We start from the raw sequence: 24,405 nt of genomic DNA on the forward strand, positions 1-24,405 counted from the left end.
GCAGGACCGGAGCGAGGGCATGGCGAGCCTTAGCGAGCCACCGAACGAAAGGGGCAAGAGCCCTTGGTTACTTGGGGCTTTTCCAAGTGACTCGCCGTAAGGGCGAAACCACGATCAGCCATCACCGGAATAATGGATATTCACCCAAGCGCCGATACCCCCCAACGTCTTACCGAGCAGAAAACTTCAACACAGTACTCTGGGTATACGTCTTGCCCGGATCCAGTCGCGTAGACGGGAAGTTCGGCTGATTGGGCGCGTCCGGGTAATGCTGGGTTTCCAGAGTGAACGCGCTCCAGTGTGCGTAAGTCTTGCCGGCCTTGCCCTTGACCGAGCCATCAAGGAAGTTGCTGGTATAGAACTGCACGCCAGGCTCAGTGGTATAGAGCTGCAAACGACGCCCGGACTGCGGGTCGCTGACATCGGCAGCCAGTTTGCCGAGGTCCCCCTTGGCATCCAGCACCCAGTTGAAATCGTAGCCACCCTGTTTCGGCTCAGCGAATTTCAGCTGCGGATGATCCGCCTTGATGTGTTTGCCAATGGCGGTGGGTTGGGTGAAGTCCATCGGCGTACCGGCCACCGGAGCCAGCTCGCCGGTAGGAATCAACTTACCGTTGACCGGCGTGTAGTGACTGGCGTGCAAGGTTGCGACCTGTTGCAACACGTCGCCGTTACCCGCGCCGGCCAGGTTGAAGTAGCTGTGATTGGTCAGGTTCAGCACCGTCGGTTTGTCGGTGGAGGCCTTGTATTCAATGCGCAGCTCGTTGTTTTCGTTGAGGCTGTAGGTGACCTCGGTTGTCAGGTTGCCAGGAAAACCCATTTCGCCGTCCGCCGACAGGTATGTCAGCGTCACGCCCACTGAATCCTTGCCCTTCGCCGGTTTGGCTTTCCAGACATGTTTGTCAAAACCCTGCGGGCCGCCGTGCAGTGAATTCGAGCCGTCATTTTGCGGCACCTGAAAGCGCTTGCCATCGATTTCGAACGCACCGTTGGCCAGGCGATTACCGAAGCGCCCGATGGTCGCGCCGAAGTAGGCCTTGCCGCTCTGATAGCCCTGTACGTTGTCGAAGCCGAGCACCACGTCTTCGAGCTTGCCGTTTTTGTCCGGCACGGCAAGCGACTGCAGCGTCGCTCCGTAGGTGATCACGGTGGCCTGCATGCCGTGGCTGTTACGCAACACGTATTGTTCGACGGCTGTGCCGTCATTGGTTTTGCCGAAGGCTTTATGTTCGCTGGACAGACCATTGGCCTGGGTGGTGAGGGTGGCGATCATCAGGGACAGCCCAAGGGCGTAGTGCGGGTATCTGGAGTGAAGCATGGGTTACCTTCCTTTTTATTGTTTTTAAAAGTAGTCATACTAAATGTCGATTATTAATTCGACGGGGAAGGATTTATAGCTGAATCGTGCGGCGTTGCAATTAAAAAGTATGACTAATGAGTGATCCCCTTCACTTTGTTGGGAGAGGGCGGACTGCAGGTTCTGCACTTTTTCGCAATCCGCGGCTCTACCCTTGGCCAGCCTGCGGCGATCCCCTCCGCCGGCCCATACCCAAGTTCAAGCACCCATGGCCCGAGTTTTACCCCTCACCGCTGTGCACATCCGCCGCCATTGCCTGCTGCTCGCCGTGCTGTCGATGCTCTTCACGACCGGTTGCAGTCAGCAGCAGGGCCGGGACATCGTCAGCCAGTTTCGTGAGGGCAGGCCCCAGGAATTCCTCCAGACCAGCGTCGACCGCATGGCCACCCTGGCCATGCGCGACAACCTCGACAGCCTCTACTTGCTGATGGGCAAGCTCTACCTGCGCAACCCGCAGGAGCTGAAGAAGTCCGGCTTCCTCGACGCCCGCACCGCCGGCAAACAGGTGCGCCTGGCCATCGAACAGCAACAACCGCTGCCGACGCTGGGGGGCAAGAAGGATCTGGCGGCGCTGAGGTACGCCATGAGTCCGGAGTTCCTCGGCGACCGGGTCGGCGCTTTCATCTACGCCATCGGCAGCATGCTGGTCACCGCTCACGGCAATCGGCTGGAGTTTTACATGACCGATGCGATCAACCCGGTCTTCGTCAGCAACGCTGCGCGCAACATCGAGAAAGCCACCTGGATCCTCAGCCAGCGGCAAAACAAAAACGGCGAGCCCTTGCTGTTTTCCAACGAGATCTCGGAGGAGGGCAGCAACCTGAGTTTTGCCGTGGAGTTCGGCAAGATCGTCGCGCGCCTGGATCTGTTGACCCAGATGTTGGACGAGCGCTACCGGCGGATTGGCCTGAACTACGCACAGAGCCTGTTGTTCCTCAATTTCCTCCCCGTCCAGTAAACCCCGACCCTGTAGGAGCCAGCTTGCTGGCGATAGCGGCATATCTGCGACATTGATTTGACTGACACACCGCTAAAGCCGGCAAGCCGGCTCCTACAGGGAGTGCGCATGAAGGAATAACGATAGACCGCATCGATATAAGTAGTTATAAGAAAAATCGCTATGCTGCGGGCCAGTTTTTTCATGCGTTTTTGTGGGCGTGTTAATGGATTTCGTTAACTTCGGTTTGGTTGTGGCAGGTTTGGTGGTGGGGTTCATTGTCGGCATGACCGGCGTGGGCGGCGGCTCGCTGATGACGCCGATCCTGCTTTGGTTCGGCATCAATCCGGCGACTGCGGTGGGTACGGACCTGCTGTACGCCGCGATTACCAAATCCAGTGGTGTGCTGGTACATCGCAAGAACAAGAACATCGACTGGGCCATTACCGGTTGGCTGACGCTCGGCAGCGTGCCGGCCGTGGCGCTGACGTTGTGGTTCCTGAGCAGTTTGCAAACGTCCCCCGACGCGATGAACGCCATCATCAAACAGGCGCTGGGCTTCGTCCTGTTTGCCACGGCACTGGCGATTTTCTTCAAGAAACGCCTGCTCGACTTCGCCCACAAACGCGCTGGCGGCACCTACAACCCAAGCGGCAAACGCTTGAATGGGCTGACCGTGATCACCGGCCTGATCCTCGGCACCATGGTCGCCCTGACCTCCATCGGCGCGGGCGCCCTGGGCACCGTGGCGCTGTTTATCCTGTATCCGCTGTTGCCTACCCGCCGCCTCGTCGGCACGGAAATCGCCCACGCCGTACCGCTGACCCTGGTCGCCGGTCTCGGCCATGCGAGCATGGGCAACATGGATTGGCATGTGCTGGGCTACTTGCTGGTCGGTTCGCTGCCGGGGATTTACCTGGGCAGCCACCTGACCGGACGCATCTCGGATGAGGTGTTGCGCCCTTGCCTGGCGACGATGCTGGTGCTGATCGGCTACAAACTGGCGTTCTAGGTTCTGTACGAAATCCCTTGAAATCTCACGGCAGGCTCTTGGGAGCCGAGATTCGGTAGCGTTCGCTATCATCGCTGGAAAGGAATCTCCCACGGATCCATTGAGCCAAATCCTGTGGGGCCAAAGGGCGCGAGAAACAATAACCTTGCGCTATCTGGTATCCCTGGCCTCGAAGGATTTCAAGTTGCGCATCGGTTTCAACACCTTCGGCGACAATGTTCAATTGCAAGCTCTTGCAGATCCCGGCAATCGACTGCGCCAGCGTCCGGGCGCTTTCACTTTTTTCAATATCGTCGATAAAACTCTTGTCCAGCTTGATGGTGTCCACGGGCAGTCGCAGCAGGTAGCTCAGGCTGGAGTAACCGGTGCCAAAATCGTCAATGGATAAGCTGACGCCTAATTGACGGACCTCGGTAATGACCGATATGACATTGTCGGTGGCGTCCAGTATGAAGTCTTCCGTGACCTCCAGCGTCAAGCAGGAGGGTAAGAGCCCATGCTTTGTCAGCAGAGACTGGATGAGATCAATAATGGCTCTGTCGCGAAAGGCGACGGGGAAGATGTTTACCGACATGCGAGGCACGGCAAGTCCCGAGTCGCGCCATTGAGCCATCTGCCGGCAGGCTTCGGTGAGTACCCATTGATTGAGCTTGGGCATCAATCCTGCCTCGCGCACCAAGGGGATGAATCGATTTGGCGGGATGTTTCCAAGCTCCGGATGACACCAGCGGGCAAGTGCCTCGACACCAAAGAGTTGGTTGTCGTCGAGCGCTATCTGGGGCTGGTAATGCAGCGTCAGCTGATTGGACTCCAGGGCATTCTCGAGGGCCAGGCTCAGTGTCAGTTCGTCATTGGTTGAATCGTTGATCACCTGGTCGAACACTTCAATTGCCTGGCGGCCTGCGGACTTGGCTTTGTACATCGCCTGATCGGCATGCAAAAGCAACGAGTGAATGTCGTTACCGTGGTCTGGATAAATACCAATACCAATGCTGGCGGAGGGCGCAATTTTTACATCGGCCAACATCATGGGCTCCGATAGTTTGCTGATTATTCTTTCTGAAAAGGCAATCGCCTGTTCAGCGCTGGAAGGGGACAGAATAATGACGAATTCATCTCCTGAAAGCCGGCTGACAAAGTCGTTGCCCCTCACAGAACCCTGAAGCCTCCTGGCTATTTCAGACAGAAGCAAATCCCCGGCGGCATGCCCAAGTGAGTCATTGATTTGCTTGAACTTATTAATGTCGATGAACAACACGGCCATTGATGATTGCGAGCGCTGAGCATTGGCAATCATTGAGTTTGCTTTCATCATCAACAGTCGCCGATTGGGCAACATCGTCAGGCTGTCATAGTAGGCCAGTCGTTCAATATCGTTGATAAAACTGTCCCTCTCGAGGGCGAGAGCGCACAGCTTCAGGCTGGTTTCAAGCAGCCGGTGATGTTGGACCGCAGGGAGGTGATTTTCACGGTAGTAAAGGGTAAATGTGCCTAAACAACGTCCGTTGTTGGAGCGAATGGTGTTAACCCAGCCGGCCGTGAAACCGAACGATTGCGAGAGCTTGTGATCGATGCAATCGCCTTGGTCCGATGCAGGGTCAGTGAAATTCAGCATCATGCTTTCTTTCACATCCATTTTTTTCAGGATGGACCTTTCGGCAAGGCTTTCCAGTGACTGAATCAACCCGGCCGGCAGGTTGAATTCCGCCACCAGTGGAAGGCAGCCCTGCTCATCAAATTGTCTTATTGAAACGCCGATTTCAGGAGCGATACGACCGATCTCCAGACAAATCAACTTCATGATGTCGGGAAGTGGCTCTTCGCGGGCCATGGCACTGAGGACCTTGAACTGCAACTCGTCATTCATCTTGGCCTCGGTGATGTCCGTCACAATAGCCACGACGTCCTGCTGAACACCCTGTGGGTCGAGCACCGGATTGGCGACCACGCGTACCCACAATGGATTCTTTGATTTGTTGTAGACCAGTAATTCAGTGGTGTGGCTTTCTCCTTTCTGGATACTTTTTCTGAAAGAAAGAACGGCTTCCTGATCCGTATGGCGGCCATAAAATACCTCGTCCGGTTTTTTACCCACCAGGTCTGATATTTCATAACCCAGCATGCGCACAAAACCCTCGTTTACATAGGTAATTATGCTGTCCGGATTGGTGACGATAATTGCACTGTCAGTTCGATTGACGGCAATTTTTAGAAGTCGACTCTTCTCTACTTTTTTCATGATGTACAGCAGGAAGAATGTTGTTGCTAATACCATTAGAAGTATCATTGCGGCAGCGGCGATGTATATTTTAAATCGGTCGCCCATGGACTGAAGAGAAGTCTGGCTGATGCTGTTTCCGTATTTGATGAAGTTTTTTTGTTCCAGAAGGAGTTGCTCTTGAATGTCCTGTACCGGCTGAGCGAGTGCCCATTGGACGTCGCCAGCGCCCGTGTACTTGACCAATTGATTGAGCACCTCCACATAACGTGAATACACGTCTTTTAAAGCCTGGACTCGGATGTGGTTTTCTTCATCAACCTTTGTGTGTGTGAGGAAGCGGTCAAACGATTTATTCGCCAGTGTCAGTTCCGCGCGGGCGTGTTGCACCATTTCATGCGGAATTTTATTAAACAGTACGATGCGGGTGTTGGCCCGCGACAGCGAGAGGCGTGCCTCCATCAAGTGTTGAACAGTTTCTGCCACTGCGTCGACTTGATCGACAGCGACACTTGATAGGGTTCCAATACTCGATTGGTTGCTGCTCACTAACCATAAGCTGAGGACTAAAGTTGCACACTGGAATACCAGCGCAGTCGTCAGGATCGTCCTCAAACCATAAGGCAGTGCAAGCTTGCGAAGCAAATAATCCTCCTCTGTCTCGGACAGATAGGGAAACGTTAGTAAAGGGAGCATCCAGGCAGAAAGTGCCTGGCTGGCAGTTCATGATTGTACGAAAGGAATTCAGTGTTCGGAGCTGTACCGGATGATGTCAGGAAAAGTCGCAACAAGGTGTCGCCGGGCTTTTCTTTTCAAGGGAGAGAGAGCCGCTTTTCCGAGGTTGCTGGCCAGGGGCCATTAAGGCGGGGAATTTTATAAGAAAGTAGTGTCGAATTGAAATGCTTAAACGTGACGACGAAGATAATTTTTACTACCTTTGTTGTCCGAATGGTCAGAAAAGTAAATAAAAGTGCTTGTGTGTTAGATGCTTATCCATATTTGTCTGACAACCGGCTATGAAGTTGCTGTTTTTTGCATTGCCTTAGATGAAGCGACTTTCGCGGCTGAAAGCTATCGTTAGATCGATGAATATTCATTGCGATGATTATTGTCAAGAGGGTGTTTACGCTGTGCCACAGGCCTCTAAGAATAAAGCGCGGTGTAAGAAAAAAGGGCAGACGAGATGCGGCTCGTCCACCCTCGAAAACGAGAAAACTTCAATACAGTTCTTTGTGCATGCGATTGCCGGCAGACAAATCGTCGACGAAGGCCTGTGCTTCGTCCTCATCGAGTTGGCCAAAGGTCATGGCGATACTCAGTAGCGCCTGTTCGATGGCTCGTTCCAGGTTGGTTTTGTTGCCACACAGGTACAGATGGGCGCCTTTGCCGAGCAACGCCCACAAATAGGCGCCGTGTTCGAGCATGGCGTCCTGTACGTAATAGCGCGTGTCAGTGTCACGGGAGAACGCCGTGATCACCTCGTCCAGTACGCCTTTCTGCTGCCAGCTTTCCAGGCGCGACTGGTAGAGGAAGTCCGACGCACGACGACGGTCACCAAAGATCAGGCAGGTTTGCGCGGGGCTGTTTTGCAGCTCGATCTGCTCCAGCAGCGCGATCAACGGCGCAATGCCGGTGCCGGTGCCGATCAGCACCACCGGATACTCGACCTGGCGGGGCAGGTGAAAGCGCGGGTTGCTGCGGGCAAATACCCGAACGTCGGGATGCTGCCCGGCGAGATGCCCGGTCGCGGTGCCGGTGCGAGAGCGATCTGCCATGTCATAGGCGATCTCGCGAATGCACAGGTCGACGTAGCCGGGGTTGTCGTGGGAGGCAATGGAATACGCCCGCGGCAAACAATCGGGCAACCACTCGACCAGGTCTTCCAGGCTCAGGTGCGCGGGTTCACAAAAGTCGCCCAGCACGTCGAGCACGTCCTTGCCGTACAGATAGGCTTCCAGCTCCTTGCGATTGCTGACTTTCAACAGGGTCTTCAGGGTGTCGTGCTGACTGACCCGGGCAATGTCGCGCAGCAGCGATTTACCCAGTTGGCGCAGTTCCTTGGTTGCCAGCAACGTGGGGGCTTCCTCACGGCCGAACCAGTGGCCGATCTGCGCCAGCAATTGCCCGTCGTTTTGCGCGAGCACATACAGGTTGTCGCCTGCGCGGTACTTGATACCGCTGCCTTCGATGTCGAGGCGAACCTGCCAGGCGTAAGGCGCCGTGGCGTTTAGCCGGGTGCGCGAGATCACCCGCGCCGGCCATGCGGCGTTTTCACCATAGGCGGTGACTTGCAGGTTCAGCGTGCTGCCGGCACGCCGATCGCCCTTGAGCACCGCCGCGAGAGTCGCGCACCAGACGTCGAAGAATCCGTCGAAATCGGTGTCGGCGTCCACGCGGTTGATCCACGGCGTCGCCTGTTTTTGCAGCAGTGCGGCATCCACGCTTTTAGTGAAACCGCAGAAGGTCGTGTAGGCCGTGTCGCCGAGCCCGAAGATGGCATAGGGCTGACCTCTCAGGTGTTCAGTCAGGTTCAGTTGATCCATGAAGCGATCGGCGTTGCCCGGCGGATCACCATCGCCGAAGGAGCTGCAAACGATGATCAACAGGTCACGGGAGGTCAGTTTTTCGAGGTCAAGTGTGTTGAGATCCTGCACGGCCAGTTCATACGGCTGCACGCAGGGCAGACGCAACAAACGCTGCGTCAGCCCGCGAGCATTGCCGGACTCAGAGCCGTAACCGATCACGATGCGTTCGATTACCTCTGGCATGGCGGATTACCTGTCGTAGTGTTCGTCGAATTGCTCCTTGGAAAACTCCAGCGCTTCGAAGTCACTCATCAGGTCGTTGATCACCCGGCGGATGCTGATGTACTCGACGATACTGCCTTGCTCGTCGAACAGTGGCTGCACGGTGGTATCGACCACGTACAGGCCGCCGCCTTTCCCGACGTTGGGGATCACACCGGTCCAGATTTCACCTTTCTTGATGGTGTCCCACATCTGCTTGTAGGTGCTTTTTGGCACCGAAGGATGGCGCACGACGCTATGAGGTTGACCGAGCAATTCTTCCTTGGTGTACCCGGTCAGCTTGCAGAACAGGTCGTTGACGTAAGTGATGTTGCCTTGCAGGTCGGTGGTGGAAATCACCATGACGTTTTCCAGTGCGCTCAAGACTTTGGTGTTGATGGCTTGCATTGTGTTACCCCAGGATTGATTGAAAGGTTTTTGCAGCAAATTCAAATCCGGCCCACGCACGGTTTAGGCGATTCTATTTTTTAGTCGTTATAAATCAGTAAGTTGGCTGGTATGGGTGCTGAGAAAAAAGAGGGTCCGACCCATGGCCGGATCCCAAGAAAAAGTTCGTGGTGATGGCAGGATCAACTGTCCTGACGCACCAGGCGCGGACCTTTGCGCGTCACTTGCTGACCTGGTTCGAAGCGGGCATTGGGCGAGCGAACAGTGCTGATTTCGCCCTGAGCGTCCTTCACTTCATAAGCGGTTTCCGTGAGACCGGCCGCTTCCTGAACAGCGCTGCCGGCAAAGAATCCAACGCCGGCACCGATCAGCGCTCCAATCGGGCCACCCACAGCGCCGACCATCAATCCGGTCACGGCACCGGCGCCCTTGCCAGCGGTGGTATCAGGCACCTCACGGACGACCTGATCGGCCATACACACAGGTGAGAGCAATAGGCAAAGCGTAAAGCTGAGGGGGATGGAACGAGACATGATGATTTCCTGCTTTGGAGGCATTTCCAAAACTGTTTCATGAATCGTGCCAGTTTATTTTTTGTTATATATCAACAAGATATAATTGTGTGTTGTCATATATACAACGGCCGAAAAGAGTCAATATGACACGTATCGTAGTCATAAGGACTGCGTTTGGGGTCGGCGATCCTTGCTCTGTTACGCCTGTGAAACCAGAAAATCTTGTGCAGGCTGCACGTGTGCGGTCACCAAGGGTGCTTCTGCACTGGCATCGCGTTTCAGCCACTCGGCTGGAGGGCAACCAATGACGTTCAGAAAGCTTTTCGAAAAAGACGCCTGCGAGCTGTAACCGACCGACTCGGCGATCACTTTGATCTGAACACCATCACGAAGCATGTCCTGAGCCACCTTCATCCTCCATGCGGTGACGTACCCCATAGGCGAATTCCCCATTATCTGAGTGAAGTAGGCGGAAAATTTCGACCTGGACATGTTCGCCAGGCTCGCCAGTTTCTCGACGGTCCAAAGCTCATCCGGCACTGAATGGATGCTGTTGAACACCGCGCCGAGGCGCCCATCCTGCAGGGCATAGAGCAATCCACTGGATATCAGTCCGTCTGCAACGGCGCGTCGCACGATCAGGACAAATATGTATTCCAACAGCAGATTCAGCGCTTTGGTCCTTCCAGCCTCCTGATCCCGAAACTCGGCGAGTAACGCGCCAATGACCGGGTCGAGATTCTCCAGCTCTCTGAATGGGAAGATCAGGGTTTCTTTGAGCCCGAGAGGGAAGGGGTGTTGTGTGTTTCGCCCAAATTGAAATGAGGCGCAAATCAGTTCTGCTCCCTCAATCGTATTGGAGCGCAGTTGATACCGACAACTGCTCGGACAGAACAGCACGCTGGGCTCGGCAATGGAAATCTTTGGCAAGCCAGGCTGAACCATGTCGATACCGCCCTGACTGATGACATGGATGAACGCCATGCCTGGCGGCTTATCCAGGACAAGAGTGCCATCGACCCGACCAGAGAAGAAAAGCCTGCCCTGAAGGTTCGTGCGTTCGAAGAATTCGGACAGGATATCCATGATAGCGACGACCAGATAAAGACTCTGTACGTGCTGACAAAGTCGGATCAGAAGGTGGGGATAGGATGAAGTTCTCGCCGATGGTAAGCAACGGCCCGCAGGGGCGCCATGGCATAGAGCAACTTTATTACCCACGATCGGAGTCTATTGGCATGAGCAACGACACAACACGCCACGCACATTACGCAGATCCAGCCAGCCCTGCGCTGCCAAATCCAGGTATGAAAATTGACCTCTCCCGCACTGCGCTGGTCGTCATCGACCCCCAAATCGACTTCCTCAGCCCTGAGGGTGTGAGTTGGGATGTGTTTGGCAAGAGTATCGTCGAGCACGATGTGGTCAATCACCTCGGTCAGTTGTTCGCAGCCGCCAAAGGTGCGGGCATCACGGTCGCTGTCTCCCCGCACTACTACTATCCGTGCGACCACGAGTGGAAATTCGGCGGGCCGCTGGAAAAGGTCATGCACACCATCTGCATGTTCGATCGCAAAGGCCCGCTGACCCTCGACGGTTTCGAGAACTCCGGTGCGGACTTCATGCCCGAGTTCAAGCCGTACATTCTCGATGGCAAAACCATCATCGCTTCGCCACACAAGGTCTACGGGCCGGAAACCAATGACTTGGCGCTGCAACTGCGCAAGCACGGTGTATCGCAAATTATTCTGGCGGGTATGGCGGCCAACCTTTGCGTCGAGTCGCACCTGCGTGAATTGCTGGAGCAAGGTTTCGAGGTGGCCGTGGTGCGTGACGCTACCGCCGGCCCGACCACCCCGGAAGGGGACGGTTACCTGGCCGCGCTGATCAACTTCCGTTACATCGCCAACGCTCTGTTGACGACTGCGCAGACTGTTGAATTGCTCCAAGCCAAGTAAGGTCCATGCAAGCCGGCTGCTCGCCACTTGCGACGCAGCCGTCTGGGAGTGCCGGAAATGCCCAAGCTCCATCGGCGATTTCGCCAGCGAACTTCTGCGGTGATCCAGTCCGCAATCACCTGCGCTATTGCTACGGCCATAGCCAGTCCTACAAGCCTTTCGGCTAGCCAGTTGCTGTCGTATGGATTAAAAGCCTGGCTGGTTGCCTGGATGACCATTGTGCCATTCGTGTTACTTGCGACACCGCTGATAAGGCGGCTAACGTCCTTTGTGGTGCAAGAAGATCCTTAAGATGCCCGGCAGCATTGTTTGTGTTGCTGATTTCTGCCGCTGGCCGCATTCATTCCCGGGTGAAAATCTCCAGCAGATGCCCGTCCGGGTCATCGAAATACACGCGCCTGCCACCCCCATAATCGTTGATCTGTTGCGGCTGCTGTTTGCAGGGATCAGCCCACCACGCTTGCTGCCTGGCTTGCAGGCGAGCGAACGCCGCATCGAAATCGTCGTCGCTGACCAGAAACGCATAATGCTGAGAGGCAATCGGCGGGTCATTGTCGTAGTAGTCCAGCGACACGCCGTTTTCGAGTTTCACGATCAACATCGGCCCGAAGGGTTCGGGGGCGGGCAAGCCGAGAATCTCGACCAGAAACGACGCGGATATCTGTTTGTTTCGGCACCAGACGATGGTGTGATTCAGCTGAGCGCTCATGGCGGGATCCTCACGGCGGTTCAGGTGTATATCGAGTCTTGAGATTAGCTCAGCCTGTTGCGCAATGACCGCCCTGACCTAAGCTTGGGTCAAGGCGAAACACAATTGCGGTGCGACCCCGGAACGAACGCCGCGATGCGCAATCATTAGAGCGTGGATATCAAAAGGAGATGCGCATGCTCATCAGGTCATTGACCCTGACAACCCTGCTGGCTTTCGCCGGCCCCTTGCTCGCCGCCGATGGCGACTCACCGCTGGACATGGACAAGGGCAGGTCCCGGCCGCTGATTGTCATCGCGCCGAGCACGGTCGACCCGGCGTGGGTCAGCCTGAAAAAGTCGCTGGATGAGCCGGCCAATCGCAAAGAATTCACCGACCGAAACATGGTCCTGTACACCGTGCTCAACCTGATGGGCCAGCGCGAAGGCAAAGACCTCGGTCCACAAGATACGGCAGCCTTGATCCGTTCACTCAAGTTGGGGGCAGGGGCCAAGACCAAGGTGATTCTGGTCGGCAAGGACGGCGAAAAGAAACTCGAGCAATCGGACGCGGTTGATCTGAAGGCGATTTTCAGTACGGTCGACCAGTTGCCGTCCACCGAGAAAGAAGCCACGGTGCCCACCCCGCCGCCCGTCACAGAGGCCGCACCGCCTAACGGCACAAAGGGGACGAAACCGGGCAAACCGGCGAAGCCTGCCAAGCCACCGGAAATGCCTGACGATTGAAGGCGTAGATGACCACGCGCTAACAAAAATGGGCGACCTCAACAGGTCGCCCATTTTTGTTTGCGCCGCTTACCCCCTGTAGGAGCGAGCTTGCTCGCGAAAAATCTGAGAGCTCCAGGGTGTCAGGTATGCAGCGTTATCGTTGACGACCATCGCGAGCAGGGGGTTGGTTCGTAGGTTACTGAGTCAATGCACTCAACACCGCATGGGCGATTTTGACTCGCTCCGGGTTCGGGTAGTTTTTGTTGGCCAGGATCACAATGCCGATGTCTTTCGAGGGCACGTACGCCACATACGCACCGAAGCCACCGGTGGAGCCGGTCTTGTTGATCAGCACGTTGTCCGGTTGAGCTTGCGGCGGGTTCAGCCACTGGACTTTGTGCGTCTCCATCGCCATTTGCGACGAGTTGCCGGCGAGCAATTTATCGAGGGTGATCGGGTAGTGGTAAAACTCCCAGCCCAGCCCTTGGGTCATGTCGCCGACCGTGTAGTAACCGGCATGCGTCGTGGCGATGGCTTGCTGCATCGGCGCTTCAAGGCTGGATGGTTTGATGTTCGCCTCGACGTAGCGAAGCAGGTCCGAGGCGCTGGTTTTTACACCATACGCTTCTGAGTCCAGCGCGCCCGGCTCGACCCGCACCGGTTTGTCTTCCTTGTTGTAACCCTGAGCGTAAAGCGCCATCTGATCCTGCGGCACCTTGAGGAAGGTGTGCTGCAAGCCGAGTTTGGGCAGCACAGTCTTTTCCATCAGCTCATCAAACGGCTGGCCCATGCTGTTGGCCGCCAGATACCCGAACAATCCCAGGCTCGGGTTCGAATACAGCCGATGGCTGCCGGCGGCGTATTCCGGTTTCCACTGTTTGAAATAGCCGAGCATCTTGTCCGCTGCATCGGCATTGTCGGGGAATTGCAGCGGCAGGCCGCCGGCGGTGTAGGTGCCCAGTTGCAGCACGCTGACGTGATCGAACGTGCTGTCGCGCAATGCCGGCAGGACATGGCTGGCCTTGTCCGACAGGGACAGTTTGCCGCTGGCCTGGGCGTAGGCGGCGAGGGTGGCGGTGAAGGTTTTGCTTACCGAACCGATCTCGAACAGAGTGCTTTCGGTGACAGGCGTGCCGGTTTCCTTCGAGGCCACGCCGTAGTTAAAGTAATGCTGCTTGCCATTCACGGTGATCGCGACGGCCATGCCGGGAATGTTCTGTTGCTGCATGACCGGGACAACCGCGGCATTCACCGCGGCTTCGATCTGCGCGTCAGTCTGATTCCCGGCAACGCAGTAACCTGCACTGAGGAGCAGTCCGAAAGCGCTGCAGGATAAGACCTTGCCGAATGTTGAGTTGTGCATGATTGAGCTGCTGTCCATGAGATTTGATGATTAAACCCGCTACACTCCGAGCGGTTTATGAATCGGGCCGTCGCCGGGCGTGCCAAATCTATTCAGTATGCCGTGCTTCGACAAACGACAATATCTCGGCTGAGCCATTAGAAAAATTTGGGAGTTGGCATGATCCGCCCGCAATTACCGCTCAACGCACTGCGCGCCTTCGAGGCCTCGGCGCGTCATCTGAGTTTTACACGGGCGGCGGTGGAGTTGTGCGTCACGCAAGCCGCGGTGAGTCATCAGGTCAAAAGCCTGGAAGCCCAACTCAACGTCACCCTGTTCAAACGCCTGCCACGCGGGTTGATGCTGACCAGTGAAGGGGAGACCTTGTTGCCGGTGCTGCGCGAGTCCTTCGATCGAATCGCCGAAACCCTGGAGCGTTTCGAAGGCGGGCATTTTCGTGAGGTGTTGACGGTGGGCGCAGTGGGGACGTTTGCGGTCGGTTGGCTGTTGCCACGACTGGCGGACTTTCAGGCGAAACATCCGTTCATAGATTTGCGCCTGTCGACCCACAACAATCGAGTGGACGTGGCGGCGGAAGGGCTGGATTACGCGATTCGTTTTGGCGCGGGTGCGTGGCACGGGATTGAAGCGGTCAGGTTGATTGAGGCGCCGTTGTCGGTGTTGTGCGTGCCCGAGATTGCCCGGCAACTGCACACGCCGGACGATCTGTTGCAGCAAACGCTGTTGCGTTCCTATCGCACGGATGAGTGGCCCGAATGGTTTCAGGCCACTGGCCTGCCTGCCCATGCCGCACCGCCTCGCAGCATCGTCTTCGATTCCTCGCTGGCGATGATGGAGGCGGCGTTGCAAGGTGCGGGTGTGGCCTTGGCGCCGCCGTTGATGTTCGCCCGGCAACTGGCGGCGGGAGTCATCGAGCAACCGTTCGCCATCGGCATCACCACCGGCAGCTACTGGCTGACCCGCTTGCAGTCACGGCCCGAAACGTCGGCGATGGCGGCGTTCAAGGGGTGGCTTTTGCATGCCGCCCAATGAATGAACACCGCACATCCCTGTAGGAGCCGGCTTGCCGGCGATGGCGTCCGTTCGGGCGATAAATGTGTCGATTGGCCCACCGCAATCGCCGGCAAGCCGGCTCCTACAGGGTCGCGGTGCGCCTGATTAGCGCACCAGGCTCGGCCGCTTGTTATCGAATTTCCACCCCGGAATCAGAAACTGCATGGCCACGCTGTCATCCCGCGCACCCAGCCCCATGCCTTTGTACAGCTCATGGGCCTTGGCCAGTTGGTCCATGTCCAGTTCAACCCCGAGCCCCGGTTTCTTCGGCACTTGTACGCAACCGTCGACGATTTGCAGCGGCGCTTTGGTCAGGCGCTGGCCGTCCTGCCAGATCCAGTGGGTGTCGATGGCGGTGATTTCACCCGGTGCGGCGGCTGCGACGTGGGTGAACATCGCCAGGGAAATATCGAAGTGGTTGTTGGAGTGCGAGCCCCAGGTCAGGCCCCATTCGTGGCACATCTGCGCCACGCGAACCGAACCCTGCATCGTCCAGAAGTGCGGGTCGGCCAGCGGGATGTCCACCGATTGCAACTGGATCGCGTGACCCATTTCCCGCCAGTCGGTGGCGATCATGTTGGTCGCGGTTTTCAGGCCCGTGGCGCGGCGGAATTCGGCCATGACTTCCCGGCCTGAATAACCGTTTTCCGCACCGCACGGGTCTTCGGCGTAAGCGAGGACGTGATGCTGATCGCGGCACAAGCGGATCGCTTCTTTCAGTGACCAGGCGCCATTCGGATCAAGGGTGATGCGCGCGTCGGGAAAGCGTTCGGCCAGCGCGGTGACCGCTTCGATTTCTTCGTCGCCACTGAGCACACCGCCCTTGAGTTTGAAGTCCTTGAACCCGTAGCGGGCGTGGGCGGCTTCTGCCAGGCGCACCACGGCGTCGGCGGTCATGGCTTTCTCGTGGCGTACGCGGAACCAGTCGTTGTCGGCGTCCGGTTCGCTGCGGTAAGCCAGATCGGTGGCGTTGCGATCACCGACATAAAACAGATAACCGAGCATCTTCACTTCATCGCGTTGCTGACCTTCGCCGAGCAATGCCGCGACGGGCACGTCCAGATGCTGGCCGAGCAAATCGAGCAGCGCCGCTTCCAGGCCCGTCACCGCGTGAATGGTGATGCGCAGGTCGAACGTCTGCAAGCCGCGACCACCGGCATCGCGGTCGGCGAAGGTCTGGCGCACCTGGTTGAGAATCCTCTGATAGGTGCCGATCGGGCTGCCGACCACCAGGCTGCGCGCATCTTCCAGAGTCTGGCGAATGCGCTCGCCGCCCGGCACTTCGCCGACGCCGGTGTGCCCGGCGTTGTCCTTGAGGATCACGATGTTGCGGGTGAAAAACGGGCCATGGGCGCCGCTCAGGTTGAGCAGCATGCCATCGTGACAGGCCACCGGAACCACTTGCATGCTGGTGATGATCGGGGCTTTTGCGGTGTCTTGTTGGTTCATGTTCTTGTCCTTAAATAGCAGCGATCAGGCGTGGTTGGGCGTTGGTTTGCCCAGCGCAACGGCCGGTGCGGTTTTCGGTGTGTTGCGTGCAGCGAAGACGATGATCGCGGCGATGATCGAGGTCGCGGCCAACCCGTACAGGCCACCCTGAATCGAGCCGGTGTGTTGTTCCAGCAGGCCGAAAGTGGTCGGCGCCACGAAGCCGCCAAGGTTGCCCACCGAGTTGATCAGCGCGATCACACCCGCGGCGATCCGTGCATCCAGGTACGCCTGAGGGATTGGCCAGAACAGCGAAGAAGCCGATTTGAATCCCAGTGCCGCGAAGCAGATCGCCACGAAAGCGAAGACCGGCCCGCCGGTGGTGGACATGAACATCCCCGCCGCAGCGATCAGCAGGGCAGCGGCGACCCAGGCTTGCTGGTGTTTCCATTTCGTCGAGAGCGACGCAAAGGCGTACATGCCGACAATCGACAGCAACCACGGGATCGAGTTGAACAGCCCGACCTGAATGTCGCTGAGGTCGCCCATCTTCTTGATGATGCTCGGCAGCCAGAAGGTCGCGGCGTAAATGGTCAGCTGGATGAAGAAGTAGATCAGGCAGAACAGGATGATCTGGCGATCCTTGAGCAGCGTGCCCAGCGACGGTTTGATCGGCGTCGCGGCTTCGCGGGCCAGTTGTTCGTCATCGATGGCTTTGACCAGCGCGTCTTGCTCATCGCGGCTCAGCCATTTGGCGTCGTGGGGTTTGGAGTCAAGCCAGAACCAGACGAATACGCACAACCCGACCGAGAACATGCCTTCAATGAAATACATCCATTGCCATCCGTGCATGCCGAACCCGCTGATTTGCAGGAGCAGACCGGACAGCGGGCCGGAGATCAACGAGGCAATGGCCGAGCCGCTGAGGAAGATCGCGATGGCCTTGCCGCGTTCTACCCCGGGCAACCAGCGCGTGAAGTAATAAATCACCCCGGGGAAGAAGCCGGCTTCAGCCACGCCCAGCAGGAATCGCAGGATGTAGAAGTGGGTTTCGTTCTGGATGAACGCCATGCAGGCGGCCACCAGACCCCAGGTCAGCATGATGCGGGTCAGCCAGATTCGTGCGCCGACTTTTTGCAGAAGGATGTTGGAGGGGACTTCGAACAGCGCGTAGCCGATGAAGAACAGGCCGGCACCGAGGCCGTAGGCGGCAGCACCAATGCCCAGGTCATGTTCCATGTGGGCGCGGACGAAGCCGATGTTCACGCGGTCGATGTAGTTGACGATGAACATGATGACGAACAGCGGCAGAACGTGGCGTTTCACTTTCGAGATGGCGGACTTCAGGACCGAATCGGCACCGTCGTGCATCCCGGATACGGATGTATTCACTTGGTTTTCTCCCACTGATTATTTTTATGCGGGGTGTTGCAGGTGTGGCGTTGTTGCTAGACATCATACAACTACATTTTTTTATCCTGCAAGAGGCAATGCTCAACAAAATAGTATGGTTAAGGTCATTTTTTATTCGGTTTAGGGGCGTTTGTATGCTTTGTTTTAGTCTTGGATGTCTGTTTTGTTGAGTGTTGTCATACAAGCTGGAGGCGGTTTTCTTGAGAATCCGTTCGACCGCAGTGCTACGATCCGCTTAGCCCTGCTTTCGGATGATTGCCATGCAAGATGACCTCGACGCGCCTGCCCGCAAGCGCACTCACAACCTGGCCCATGACCTGGTCGCGAAACTGACCCAGAGCATCCTGCTCGGCCAGATGCTGCCGGGGGACAAGCTACCGTCGGAGAACAGCATCGTTCAGGAGCACGGGGTCAGTCGCACCGTGGTGCGCGAGGCGATCTCGAAGTTGCAGGCGTCGGGGCTGGTGGAAACCCGGCACGGCATCGGCACGTTTGTCATCGAGCGCGCACCGGAGCAGGGGCTACGACTGAATGTCGATACCGCGCTGGGCGTGCGCAGCATCCTGGAGTTGCGCCTGGGCCTCGAAACCCAGGCCGCCGCGTTGGCGGCGATTCGGCGCACGGACCCGCAATTGGCGCAGATGCGCGAAGCGCTGGACGATTACCAAAGCCTGCTCGCCAACAACGACAGTTGTGTCGAAGCCGACAGGCGTTTCCATCTGCTGATCGCCGAGGCCACCGGCAATGTCTGCTTCACGGAAATCATGCAGCACCTGGGCAGCGCGATGATCCCCCGCACTCGCGTCAACGCGGCTGAACGTGGCGCGGCGGATTTGAGCAAGCTGGGGCAGTTGGCCAATCTGGAACACGAGGCGATTCTCAACGCGATCAAGCGTCAGGATGCGGACGCGGCGCGGGCGGCAATGTGGCTGCACCTGACCAACAGTCGGGACCGGTTTCTGGCGGATCGTGATTAACCGCCTTCGCGGAATCCGGCTGGCGCAGAGCCGAGCCGCGATCCCCTGTAGGAGCCGGCTTGCCGGCGAAGGCGCCAGCCCCATCACCACAAAACTCCAATCAAACACCCTCCACCCGAATCGCCACCAACCGCCGCTCCAGATTCAACGCCAGCACACTGACCAACACCACTGTTCCCCCGACAACGATCATCACCGTCGGCCGCTCCCCCAGCGCAAACGAGGCAATCGCCATGGCCGTCGGCGGCACCAGATACAGCGTCATCGTCGCCCGGCTCAAATCAACGTGAGCCAACACAAATGCCCAGGCCAGGTAGGCGAGCGCGCTCGGAAAAATGCCCAGCGCCAGCACTGCCAGCTGCACCTGCATCGGCGCGTTGACCACTTGTGCCGCCAACCCCGGCAGATAAACCAGTAACAACGCGGTCCCCGACCACACCGTGTAGCAGACCAGTGTCAGCCCGTCGTAACGTCCGGAGTGATGTTTCTGCAACGCGAAGTAGAAACTCCAGGACACCGCCGCCAGCAGAATCAACAGGCCATGGGCGTCGATGTTGCCCAGTCCGCGATCGCCCGCCACCACAATCACCACGCCGATCAATCCCAGAAAAACACAGCCCCAACGCCACGCGCTCACCTGGTCTTTGAGCACGAAGCGCGCCAGCAGCGTGCTGAACAAGGGCGTCGATTGCGCGAGCACGCTGGACGCACCGGCGCTGACCCCTTGCTGACCAAAATTGATCGCCACGTGATGCAGGCTCACCGCAAAAAAGCCGAGGCCGAACAGCATTGGCAAATCGCGAAGGGTCGGCAGGCTGATGCCTTTGAACACCGCGACCAGCGCCATGAACACCGACGCCAGCAGAAACCGCAGCAATGCCAGATGCCCGGGATCATAGGCTTGCAAGCCGATGTGAATTCCGGTCGGGGAATAGCCCCAGCACGCGACGACGAAGGCCATGGCCAAGATGATTTTGAGGGGAGGGGTGGCGGTTGAGAGCGCTTGCATGGTCGGGCACCTGTGGGCAGATGCTTCGAGTATCAGAATGCGGACCGTTCGCCACAACTGACTTATACTGCGCTAACCGTTCACTTTGGGTGATGTATGGAGCTGGCACAGATTCGCATGTTCAAAACCGTGGCCGACGTCGGCAGCATCGCCCGGGCGGCCGAGCTGTTGCATTGCGTGCCGTCGAACATCACAGCACGGATCAAGTCGCTGGAAGCGGAGTTGGGCGTCGCGTTGTTTATCCGCGAAGGCAGAGGGTTGCGCATCAGTCCGTCGGGGCAGACTTTTCTGGCCTACGCCTCGAAGATTCTTGCCATGACGGCTGAGGCCAAGCGGGCGGTCGACCCCGCCGCCGAGCCGTCCGGCCCGTTGCGCATCGGCGCCATCGAATCGTCGGCCACCGGTCGCTTGCCGCGTTTGCTCGCCAAGTTCCACAAGCGCTATCCGGCGGTGGCGCTGGAGCTGACCACCGGCACGTGGGGCCAATTGCTCGATGACACCGCCAACCACCGGCTCGACGGCGCAATCGTCGCGGTGGATGTCGAGCGCTCTCAACTCAAGCGCACGCCGATGTACCGCGAGGAGCTGCTGCTGATTGCCTCGACGTCGCTGGGGCCGGTGCGCGAGATCGCCGATTTGCAGGACAAGACCGTGTTCATGTGGCCCCAGGGGTGTCCTTACCGTGCGGCGCTGGAACATTGGTTGTTGCGCCAGGGGCAGGCGCTGCCGATTGTCAGCCTGGCGAGTTACGGCGCGATTGTCGGGTGCGTCAGCGCGGGGGCGGGGGTCGCGCTGGTGCCTAAAGGGGTGTTCGATCAGTACGCCAAAGGCGCGGGGTGCGCGGGGTATGAGTTCCCTGAACTGACCGCCATCGACAACCTGTTTTACTGGCATGAAAACGCTGGGGTTCACCCAGCGCGAGAAGCGTTTGTGGCGATGTTGCGCGAGGAGTTCACCTGAGACACCACCGCTATCCGAAACACCGCGTCCCCCTGTAGGAGCTGGCTTGCCAGCGATGGCGGCCTTGGCTGCGGTGAAAATCTGAAGGGCCTCATCGCTGGCAAGCCAGCTCCTACAGGGGGCGCGGTGTTCAAAAGAAAGCGGTGTATCAGCAATAGCGGTGTGACAGGGGATGCGGTGTTTTGGGGATAGCGATGTTGATCGAAGATCACATCTCGCGCACATCCCGCATCAACAACCCGAAGCGCAAATCCACCGCATCCGGAATCGGCAGGTACACGGTGTGCCCATCCCCCGGCGCCACATCGATGGGTTGGCCTTTGACGTTCTGCAACTGATGCAAATCGAAGTGGAAGTTGCCCTTGGGTGTCATCAGTTCCATGTGATCACCTAGGCCAAAGCGGTTCTTCACTTTGACTTCCGCCAGCCGGTCGCGCCGCTCGCCGGTCAATTCACCGACAAATTGCTGCCGCTCTGACACCGAACTGCCGTTCTGATAATTCTGATACTCGTCATGCACGTGACGACGCAGAAAACCTTCGGTGTAACCGCGCTGGGCGAGGGATTCCAGATCGGTCATCAGGCCCCGGTCGAAGTCGCGACCGGCCACCGCATCGTCGATCGCCCGGCGGTAAACCTGAGTGGTGCGCGCGCAGTAAAAGTGAGATTTGGTCCGGCCTTCGATTTTCAGCGAATGCACGCCCATCTGCGTCAGGCGCTCGACGTGCTGCACGGCGCGCAGGTCCTTGGCGTTCATGATGTAGGTGCCGTGTTCGTCTTCGAAGGCCGGCATCAGTTCGTCGGGGCGGTTGGCTTCCTGCAACAGGAATACCTGATCGGTGGGCGCGCCAATTCCCAGCGTCGGTTCGGGCTGGAAGGTCTGCACGATGTCGCCGAGCAGATTTTCCGTGGCTTCTTGCGCCGAGTACTTCCAGCGACAGGCATTGGTGCAACTGCCCTGATTGGCATCGCGTTTGTTCATGTAGCCCGACAGCAGGCAGCGGCCGGAATAGGCCATGCACAACGCGCCGTGGACGAACACTTCCAGCTCCATGGCGGGCACTTGCTGGCGGATTTCGGCGATTTCTTCCAGGGACAGTTCCCGCGACAGGATGATCCGGCTCAAGCCTTGTTGTTGCCAGAACTCGACACTCGCCCAGTTGACCGTGTTGGCTTGCACCGACAGGTGGATCGGCATCTGCGGAAAGTGCCGACGCACCAGCATGATCAGGCCCGGGTCGGACATGATCAGCGCGTCCGGTGCCATGGCAATCACCGGCTCCAGGTCCTTGAGGAAGGTTTTGAGTTTGGCGTTGTGCGGGGCGATGTTCACCACCACGTAAAAGCGCTTGCCCTGGGCCTGGGCCTCGCGAATGCCGAGCGCGAGGTTGGCGTGATCGAACTCGTTGTTGCGCACCCGCAGGCTGTAGCGCGGCTGACCGGCGTACACCGCGTCGGCGCCATAGGCGAAGGCATAACGCATGTTTTTCAGGGTGCCGGCGGGGGCGAGCAGCTCAGGTGTGAAAAGGGTCATGGGCGGGTCGATCGCAAAAGCCGGCGAGGATAATCGGCATGACCGCGGCATTCATTGATCTGGATCTATGCTTGATGAACAAACGGATGGCACTCGCGCGAACCGTGGCGGACTAAGCATCAGGACGGCTCTTGGTACAAGGGCCTGTGCCCTGCGGACTGACATGGATCGGACATGAACGAAGAGAAGGTACAAGACAAATCACTGGTGATTTTGCTGGGGTTGGTGACCGCCGCGTTTATCTGGATTTTGCTGCCGTTCTACGGCGCGGTGTTCTGGGCGGTGATCCTCGGCATTCTCTTCGCGCCGTTGCAGCGGCGACTGCAACTGAAGTTCGGCTGGGAGCGCAACCTTACGTCAATGCTGACGTTGAGCATCTGCATGGTCATTGCGATCCTGCCGGTGATCATCCTCAGTATTCTGCTGGTCCAGGAAGGGGCGGCGCTTTACAAGAGCATCGAAAGCGGCGAGCTGGACATCGCGGGGTACATCACGCATTTCAAACACAGCCTGCCTCCGTACTTCCAGCACTTGCTCGATCGCGCCGGGATCGGTGAGCTGGAGGGGCTGCGGGAGAAAATCATCAAGAGCGCGGTGACGGGCAATGAGTTCATCGCCAACAAAGCCTTCAGTTTCGGTCAGGGTACGTTTGATTTCGTGGTGGGGTTTTTCATCATGCTGTACCTGTTGTTCTTCTTTTTGCGCGACGGTGCAGAACTGGCGCGCAAAGTGCGCGCCGCCGTACCTCTGGAAGAACACCAGAAGCGCCGTTTGCAGCTCAAGTTCAACCGCGTGGTGCGCGCCACGGTGAAGGGCAACCTTTTTGTGGCGATCACTCAAGGCGCATTGGGCGGTTTTATTTTCTGGTTTCTGGACATCCCGAGCTCGTTGCTCTGGGCGGTGTTGATGGCGTTTCTGTCGCTGTTGCCAGCGGTCGGCGCAGGGATTGTCTGGGCGCCGGTGGCCGCGTTTTTCCTGTTCAGCGGGGCGATCTGGCAGGGCGTGGTGCTGGGGCTGTTCGGGGTGTTTGTGATTGGCCTGGTGGACAATGTGCTGCGCCCGATCCTGGTGGGCAAGGACACGAAGATGCCGGACTATCTGATCCTCATCTCGACCCTCGGCGGCCTGGCGATTTTCGGGCTCAATGGCTTTGTCATCGGACCGTTGATCGCCGCGCTGTTTATGTCGAGCTGGGCGATTTTCATGGAAACCAAACCGCGGGTGCAGTTGCCTTAAGCGCTGAGTCGGCCGGCGTCGAAGCTCTGTGACAGTGCCTTCGCGGCAGTCAGCGATGGGAGCGGACCGCTGATTTGTTCACCGTCCTGGACCAGATACCAACAGGCGAGCAATCCTAGCTCTCTAAGCGAGGCGGGAACGGCGCTGCCAATAACGGACATGATTTGAACCTGGGACATAAGTACCTCCATCAATCTATGGAGCTACCTTACGGGTCCGCCGCGCGAACGAACAATCATCGCTTTCGATAGTCGACATTGACGGCAGCGGGTGCAAACGACCGTCTGTCGGTCAGTCGACCACCAGGTCCAGCATGTGGACCACTTCCTGTTCGTTGAGCAGGCCTTTTCGCACAAGGTTTTCGGCCAGCAGCGAAAGAAATTTGGCGCTGCGATGACCTTCCAGGTGCTTGAGTTCGGTCAGGGCGTTGTAGACCTTGCTGGAGGTGCACAAACCGAGGTTGCGGTGCGGGTTTTGTGTGGGCATGTGATCGTCCTTGTTGTTATCAACCTGTTGTTGGCGGACAGGTCCGAGCTTGCGGACCTGACATGACATAAATATGACCGTGTTCCCCCAAGGCGGGGGGAGGGTGGGTGAGTCAATCTTGCCAACTTAAACCGCCTGCATTGTCCCGATAGCGACCTTGATGCGATTTATCCAGACTTTTGCCGACGGGTGGGGCCTTAAAACTGCTGTTCGAGTTTGATGTTGAGGTGGTTTTTGGGGGGGGATTGGTTGGGGGGCATATCCGTTTCTGCGGTCATGGCTGCTGGCGGTTTCGCTTTTACAGCGAGTCACTTTCGAAAAGCGCGAAAGTAACCAAAG

The 24,405-nt window shown here is 57.7% G+C and carries 22 protein-coding genes; 8 read left to right on the plus strand and 14 right to left on the minus strand.

What is annotated here, in order from left to right; all coding sequences use genetic code 11:
- Positions 1–169: 169 nt before the first annotated feature.
- Positions 170–1,318: an aldose epimerase family protein gene (locus PMI32_RS04490; RefSeq protein WP_008033633.1), complete on the minus strand. Its 1,149-nt coding sequence runs from the start codon at positions 1,316–1,318 to the stop codon at positions 170–172.
- Between the two features lie 247 nt (positions 1,319–1,565).
- Here PMI32_RS04490 and PMI32_RS04485 point away from each other — a divergent pair, with 247 nt between their 5' ends.
- The gene (locus tag PMI32_RS04485) at positions 1,566–2,315 is read left to right on the plus strand and encodes a hypothetical protein (protein ID WP_008033634.1); all 750 of its coding nucleotides are present in this window, start codon (positions 1,566–1,568) and stop codon (positions 2,313–2,315) included.
- Positions 2,316–2,520: 205 nt separating this feature from the next.
- On the plus strand, positions 2,521–3,306 hold the full coding sequence (locus PMI32_RS04480) for a sulfite exporter TauE/SafE family protein (RefSeq protein ID WP_008033636.1): 786 nt from the start codon (positions 2,521–2,523) through the stop codon (positions 3,304–3,306).
- Between the two features lie 25 nt (positions 3,307–3,331).
- Here PMI32_RS04480 and PMI32_RS04475 read toward each other — a convergent pair whose 3' ends face one another.
- The 5 genes from PMI32_RS04475 to PMI32_RS04455 all read right to left on the minus strand — a co-directional run bounded on the left by PMI32_RS04475 (position 3,332) and on the right by PMI32_RS04455 (position 10,319).
- Positions 3,332–6,169: an EAL domain-containing protein gene (locus tag PMI32_RS04475; RefSeq protein ID WP_238541045.1), complete on the minus strand. Its 2,838-nt coding sequence runs from the start codon at positions 6,167–6,169 to the stop codon at positions 3,332–3,334.
- Positions 6,170–6,741: 572 nt separating this feature from the next.
- The gene (locus PMI32_RS04470) at positions 6,742–8,292 is read right to left on the minus strand and encodes a flavodoxin domain-containing protein (RefSeq protein ID WP_008033642.1); all 1,551 of its coding nucleotides are present in this window, start codon (positions 8,290–8,292) and stop codon (positions 6,742–6,744) included.
- A 6-nt stretch (positions 8,293–8,298) separates the two neighbouring features.
- A complete protein-coding gene (locus PMI32_RS04465; protein WP_008033643.1) occupies positions 8,299–8,718 on the minus strand; it encodes a PAS domain-containing protein in 420 nt (139 codons plus the stop codon).
- A 182-nt stretch (positions 8,719–8,900) separates the two neighbouring features.
- Entirely contained in the window at positions 8,901–9,251 is a 351-nt protein-coding gene (locus tag PMI32_RS04460) for a YMGG-like glycine zipper-containing protein (protein WP_008033645.1), read from the minus strand.
- A 180-nt stretch (positions 9,252–9,431) separates the two neighbouring features.
- Positions 9,432–10,319 carry a helix-turn-helix transcriptional regulator gene (locus PMI32_RS04455; RefSeq protein ID WP_008033647.1) on the minus strand — a complete coding sequence of 296 codons (888 nt, stop codon included), beginning with the start codon at positions 10,317–10,319 and terminating at the stop codon, positions 9,432–9,434.
- Between the two features lie 152 nt (positions 10,320–10,471).
- Here PMI32_RS04455 and PMI32_RS04450 point away from each other — a divergent pair, with 152 nt between their 5' ends.
- Complete coding sequence (locus tag PMI32_RS04450; protein WP_008033650.1) at positions 10,472–11,191, plus strand: cysteine hydrolase family protein; 720 nt, start codon at positions 10,472–10,474, stop codon at positions 11,189–11,191.
- Positions 11,192–11,531: 340 nt separating this feature from the next.
- Here the strand turns inward: PMI32_RS04450 and PMI32_RS04445 are convergent, their stop codons facing one another.
- The gene (locus PMI32_RS04445; protein ID WP_008033652.1) at positions 11,532–11,900 is read right to left on the minus strand and encodes a VOC family protein; all 369 of its coding nucleotides are present in this window, start codon (positions 11,898–11,900) and stop codon (positions 11,532–11,534) included.
- Between the two features lie 176 nt (positions 11,901–12,076).
- Here PMI32_RS04445 and PMI32_RS04440 point away from each other — a divergent pair, with 176 nt between their 5' ends.
- Positions 12,077–12,625: a DUF4174 domain-containing protein gene (locus PMI32_RS04440; protein ID WP_008033653.1), complete on the plus strand. Its 549-nt coding sequence runs from the start codon at positions 12,077–12,079 to the stop codon at positions 12,623–12,625.
- A 178-nt stretch (positions 12,626–12,803) separates the two neighbouring features.
- Here the strand turns inward: PMI32_RS04440 and ampC are convergent, their stop codons facing one another.
- Positions 12,804–13,970 (minus strand): class C beta-lactamase, encoded by a 1,167-nt coding sequence (ampC, locus tag PMI32_RS04435; protein ID WP_008033655.1) that lies wholly within the window; start codon positions 13,968–13,970, stop codon positions 12,804–12,806.
- A 159-nt stretch (positions 13,971–14,129) separates the two neighbouring features.
- Here ampC and PMI32_RS04430 point away from each other — a divergent pair, with 159 nt between their 5' ends.
- Entirely contained in the window at positions 14,130–15,002 is an 873-nt protein-coding gene (locus PMI32_RS04430) for a LysR family transcriptional regulator (RefSeq protein WP_008033657.1), read from the plus strand.
- Between the two features lie 126 nt (positions 15,003–15,128).
- On the opposite strand, the gene gudD is transcribed toward PMI32_RS04430, so the two are convergent.
- Positions 15,129–16,472, minus strand: a complete 1,344-nt coding sequence (gene gudD, locus PMI32_RS04425) for a glucarate dehydratase (protein WP_008033659.1) — start codon at positions 16,470–16,472, stop codon at positions 15,129–15,131.
- A 24-nt stretch (positions 16,473–16,496) separates the two neighbouring features.
- Complete coding sequence (locus PMI32_RS04420; RefSeq protein WP_008033661.1) at positions 16,497–17,843, minus strand: MFS transporter; 1,347 nt, start codon at positions 17,841–17,843, stop codon at positions 16,497–16,499.
- A gap of 281 nt (positions 17,844–18,124) precedes the next feature.
- Between PMI32_RS04420 and PMI32_RS04415 the strand changes: the two genes are divergently transcribed.
- A complete protein-coding gene (locus tag PMI32_RS04415) occupies positions 18,125–18,841 on the plus strand; it encodes a FadR/GntR family transcriptional regulator (protein ID WP_008033665.1) in 717 nt (238 codons plus the stop codon).
- A gap of 100 nt (positions 18,842–18,941) precedes the next feature.
- On the opposite strand, the gene PMI32_RS04410 is transcribed toward PMI32_RS04415, so the two are convergent.
- Positions 18,942–19,850, minus strand: coding sequence for a DMT family transporter (locus PMI32_RS04410; RefSeq protein ID WP_008033668.1), 909 nt, complete (start codon positions 19,848–19,850; stop codon positions 18,942–18,944).
- A 96-nt stretch (positions 19,851–19,946) separates the two neighbouring features.
- On the opposite strand from PMI32_RS04410, the gene PMI32_RS04405 reads away from it, so the two are divergent.
- Positions 19,947–20,810, plus strand: a complete 864-nt coding sequence (locus PMI32_RS04405; RefSeq protein WP_008033671.1) for a LysR substrate-binding domain-containing protein — start codon at positions 19,947–19,949, stop codon at positions 20,808–20,810.
- A 208-nt stretch (positions 20,811–21,018) separates the two neighbouring features.
- Here PMI32_RS04405 and trhP read toward each other — a convergent pair whose 3' ends face one another.
- The gene (gene trhP, locus PMI32_RS04400) at positions 21,019–22,344 is read right to left on the minus strand and encodes a prephenate-dependent tRNA uridine(34) hydroxylase TrhP (protein WP_008033673.1); all 1,326 of its coding nucleotides are present in this window, start codon (positions 22,342–22,344) and stop codon (positions 21,019–21,021) included.
- 174 nt (positions 22,345–22,518) lie between these two features.
- Between trhP and PMI32_RS04395 the strand changes: the two genes are divergently transcribed.
- Positions 22,519–23,580, plus strand: a complete 1,062-nt coding sequence (locus PMI32_RS04395) for an AI-2E family transporter (protein ID WP_008033675.1) — start codon at positions 22,519–22,521, stop codon at positions 23,578–23,580.
- On the opposite strand, the gene PMI32_RS30795 is transcribed toward PMI32_RS04395, so the two are convergent.
- Positions 23,577–23,759 carry a hypothetical protein gene (locus PMI32_RS30795; RefSeq protein ID WP_008033676.1) on the minus strand — a complete coding sequence of 61 codons (183 nt, stop codon included), beginning with the start codon at positions 23,757–23,759 and terminating at the stop codon, positions 23,577–23,579. The genes PMI32_RS04395 and PMI32_RS30795 overlap by 4 nt on opposite strands.
- Positions 23,760–23,871: 112 nt before the next feature.
- Positions 23,872–24,066 carry a hypothetical protein gene (locus PMI32_RS04385; RefSeq protein WP_008033677.1) on the minus strand — a complete coding sequence of 65 codons (195 nt, stop codon included), beginning with the start codon at positions 24,064–24,066 and terminating at the stop codon, positions 23,872–23,874.
- Between the last annotated feature and the right edge of the window lie 339 nt (positions 24,067–24,405).

The organism is Pseudomonas sp. GM60 (assembly GCF_000282415.1).
GTDB lineage: Bacteria > Pseudomonadota > Gammaproteobacteria > Pseudomonadales > Pseudomonadaceae > Aquipseudomonas > Aquipseudomonas migulae.

What these genes read in the sequence shown, in the direction of transcription:
- PMI32_RS04490 (WP_008033633.1), bottom strand. Translation starts at nt 1,318, where the DNA reads ATGCTTCACTCCAGATACCCGCACTACGCCCTTGGGCTGTCCCTGATG.
- PMI32_RS04485 (WP_008033634.1), top strand. Translation starts at nt 1,566, where the DNA reads ATGGCCCGAGTTTTACCCCTCACCGCTGTGCACATCCGCCGCCATTGC.
- PMI32_RS04480 (WP_008033636.1), top strand. Translation starts at nt 2,521, where the DNA reads ATGGATTTCGTTAACTTCGGTTTGGTTGTGGCAGGTTTGGTGGTGGGG.
- PMI32_RS04470 (WP_008033642.1), bottom strand. Translation starts at nt 8,292, where the DNA reads ATGCCAGAGGTAATCGAACGCATCGTGATCGGTTACGGCTCTGAGTCC.
- PMI32_RS04465 (WP_008033643.1), bottom strand. Translation starts at nt 8,718, where the DNA reads ATGCAAGCCATCAACACCAAAGTCTTGAGCGCACTGGAAAACGTCATG.
- PMI32_RS04460 (WP_008033645.1), bottom strand. Translation starts at nt 9,251, where the DNA reads ATGTCTCGTTCCATCCCCCTCAGCTTTACGCTTTGCCTATTGCTCTCA.
- PMI32_RS04455 (WP_008033647.1), bottom strand. Translation starts at nt 10,319, where the DNA reads ATGGATATCCTGTCCGAATTCTTCGAACGCACGAACCTTCAGGGCAGG.
- PMI32_RS04450 (WP_008033650.1), top strand. Translation starts at nt 10,472, where the DNA reads ATGAGCAACGACACAACACGCCACGCACATTACGCAGATCCAGCCAGC.
- PMI32_RS04445 (WP_008033652.1), bottom strand. Translation starts at nt 11,900, where the DNA reads ATGAGCGCTCAGCTGAATCACACCATCGTCTGGTGCCGAAACAAACAG.
- PMI32_RS04440 (WP_008033653.1), top strand. Translation starts at nt 12,077, where the DNA reads ATGCTCATCAGGTCATTGACCCTGACAACCCTGCTGGCTTTCGCCGGC.
- ampC (WP_008033655.1), bottom strand. Translation starts at nt 13,970, where the DNA reads ATGCACAACTCAACATTCGGCAAGGTCTTATCCTGCAGCGCTTTCGGA.
- PMI32_RS04430 (WP_008033657.1), top strand. Translation starts at nt 14,130, where the DNA reads ATGATCCGCCCGCAATTACCGCTCAACGCACTGCGCGCCTTCGAGGCC.
- gudD (WP_008033659.1), bottom strand. Translation starts at nt 16,472, where the DNA reads ATGAACCAACAAGACACCGCAAAAGCCCCGATCATCACCAGCATGCAA.
- PMI32_RS04415 (WP_008033665.1), top strand. Translation starts at nt 18,125, where the DNA reads ATGCAAGATGACCTCGACGCGCCTGCCCGCAAGCGCACTCACAACCTG.
- PMI32_RS04410 (WP_008033668.1), bottom strand. Translation starts at nt 19,850, where the DNA reads ATGCAAGCGCTCTCAACCGCCACCCCTCCCCTCAAAATCATCTTGGCC.
- PMI32_RS04405 (WP_008033671.1), top strand. Translation starts at nt 19,947, where the DNA reads ATGGAGCTGGCACAGATTCGCATGTTCAAAACCGTGGCCGACGTCGGC.
- trhP (WP_008033673.1), bottom strand. Translation starts at nt 22,344, where the DNA reads ATGACCCTTTTCACACCTGAGCTGCTCGCCCCCGCCGGCACCCTGAAA.
- PMI32_RS04395 (WP_008033675.1), top strand. Translation starts at nt 22,519, where the DNA reads ATGAACGAAGAGAAGGTACAAGACAAATCACTGGTGATTTTGCTGGGG.
- PMI32_RS30795 (WP_008033676.1), bottom strand. Translation starts at nt 23,759, where the DNA reads ATGTCCCAGGTTCAAATCATGTCCGTTATTGGCAGCGCCGTTCCCGCC.
- PMI32_RS04385 (WP_008033677.1), bottom strand. Translation starts at nt 24,066, where the DNA reads ATGCCCACACAAAACCCGCACCGCAACCTCGGTTTGTGCACCTCCAGC.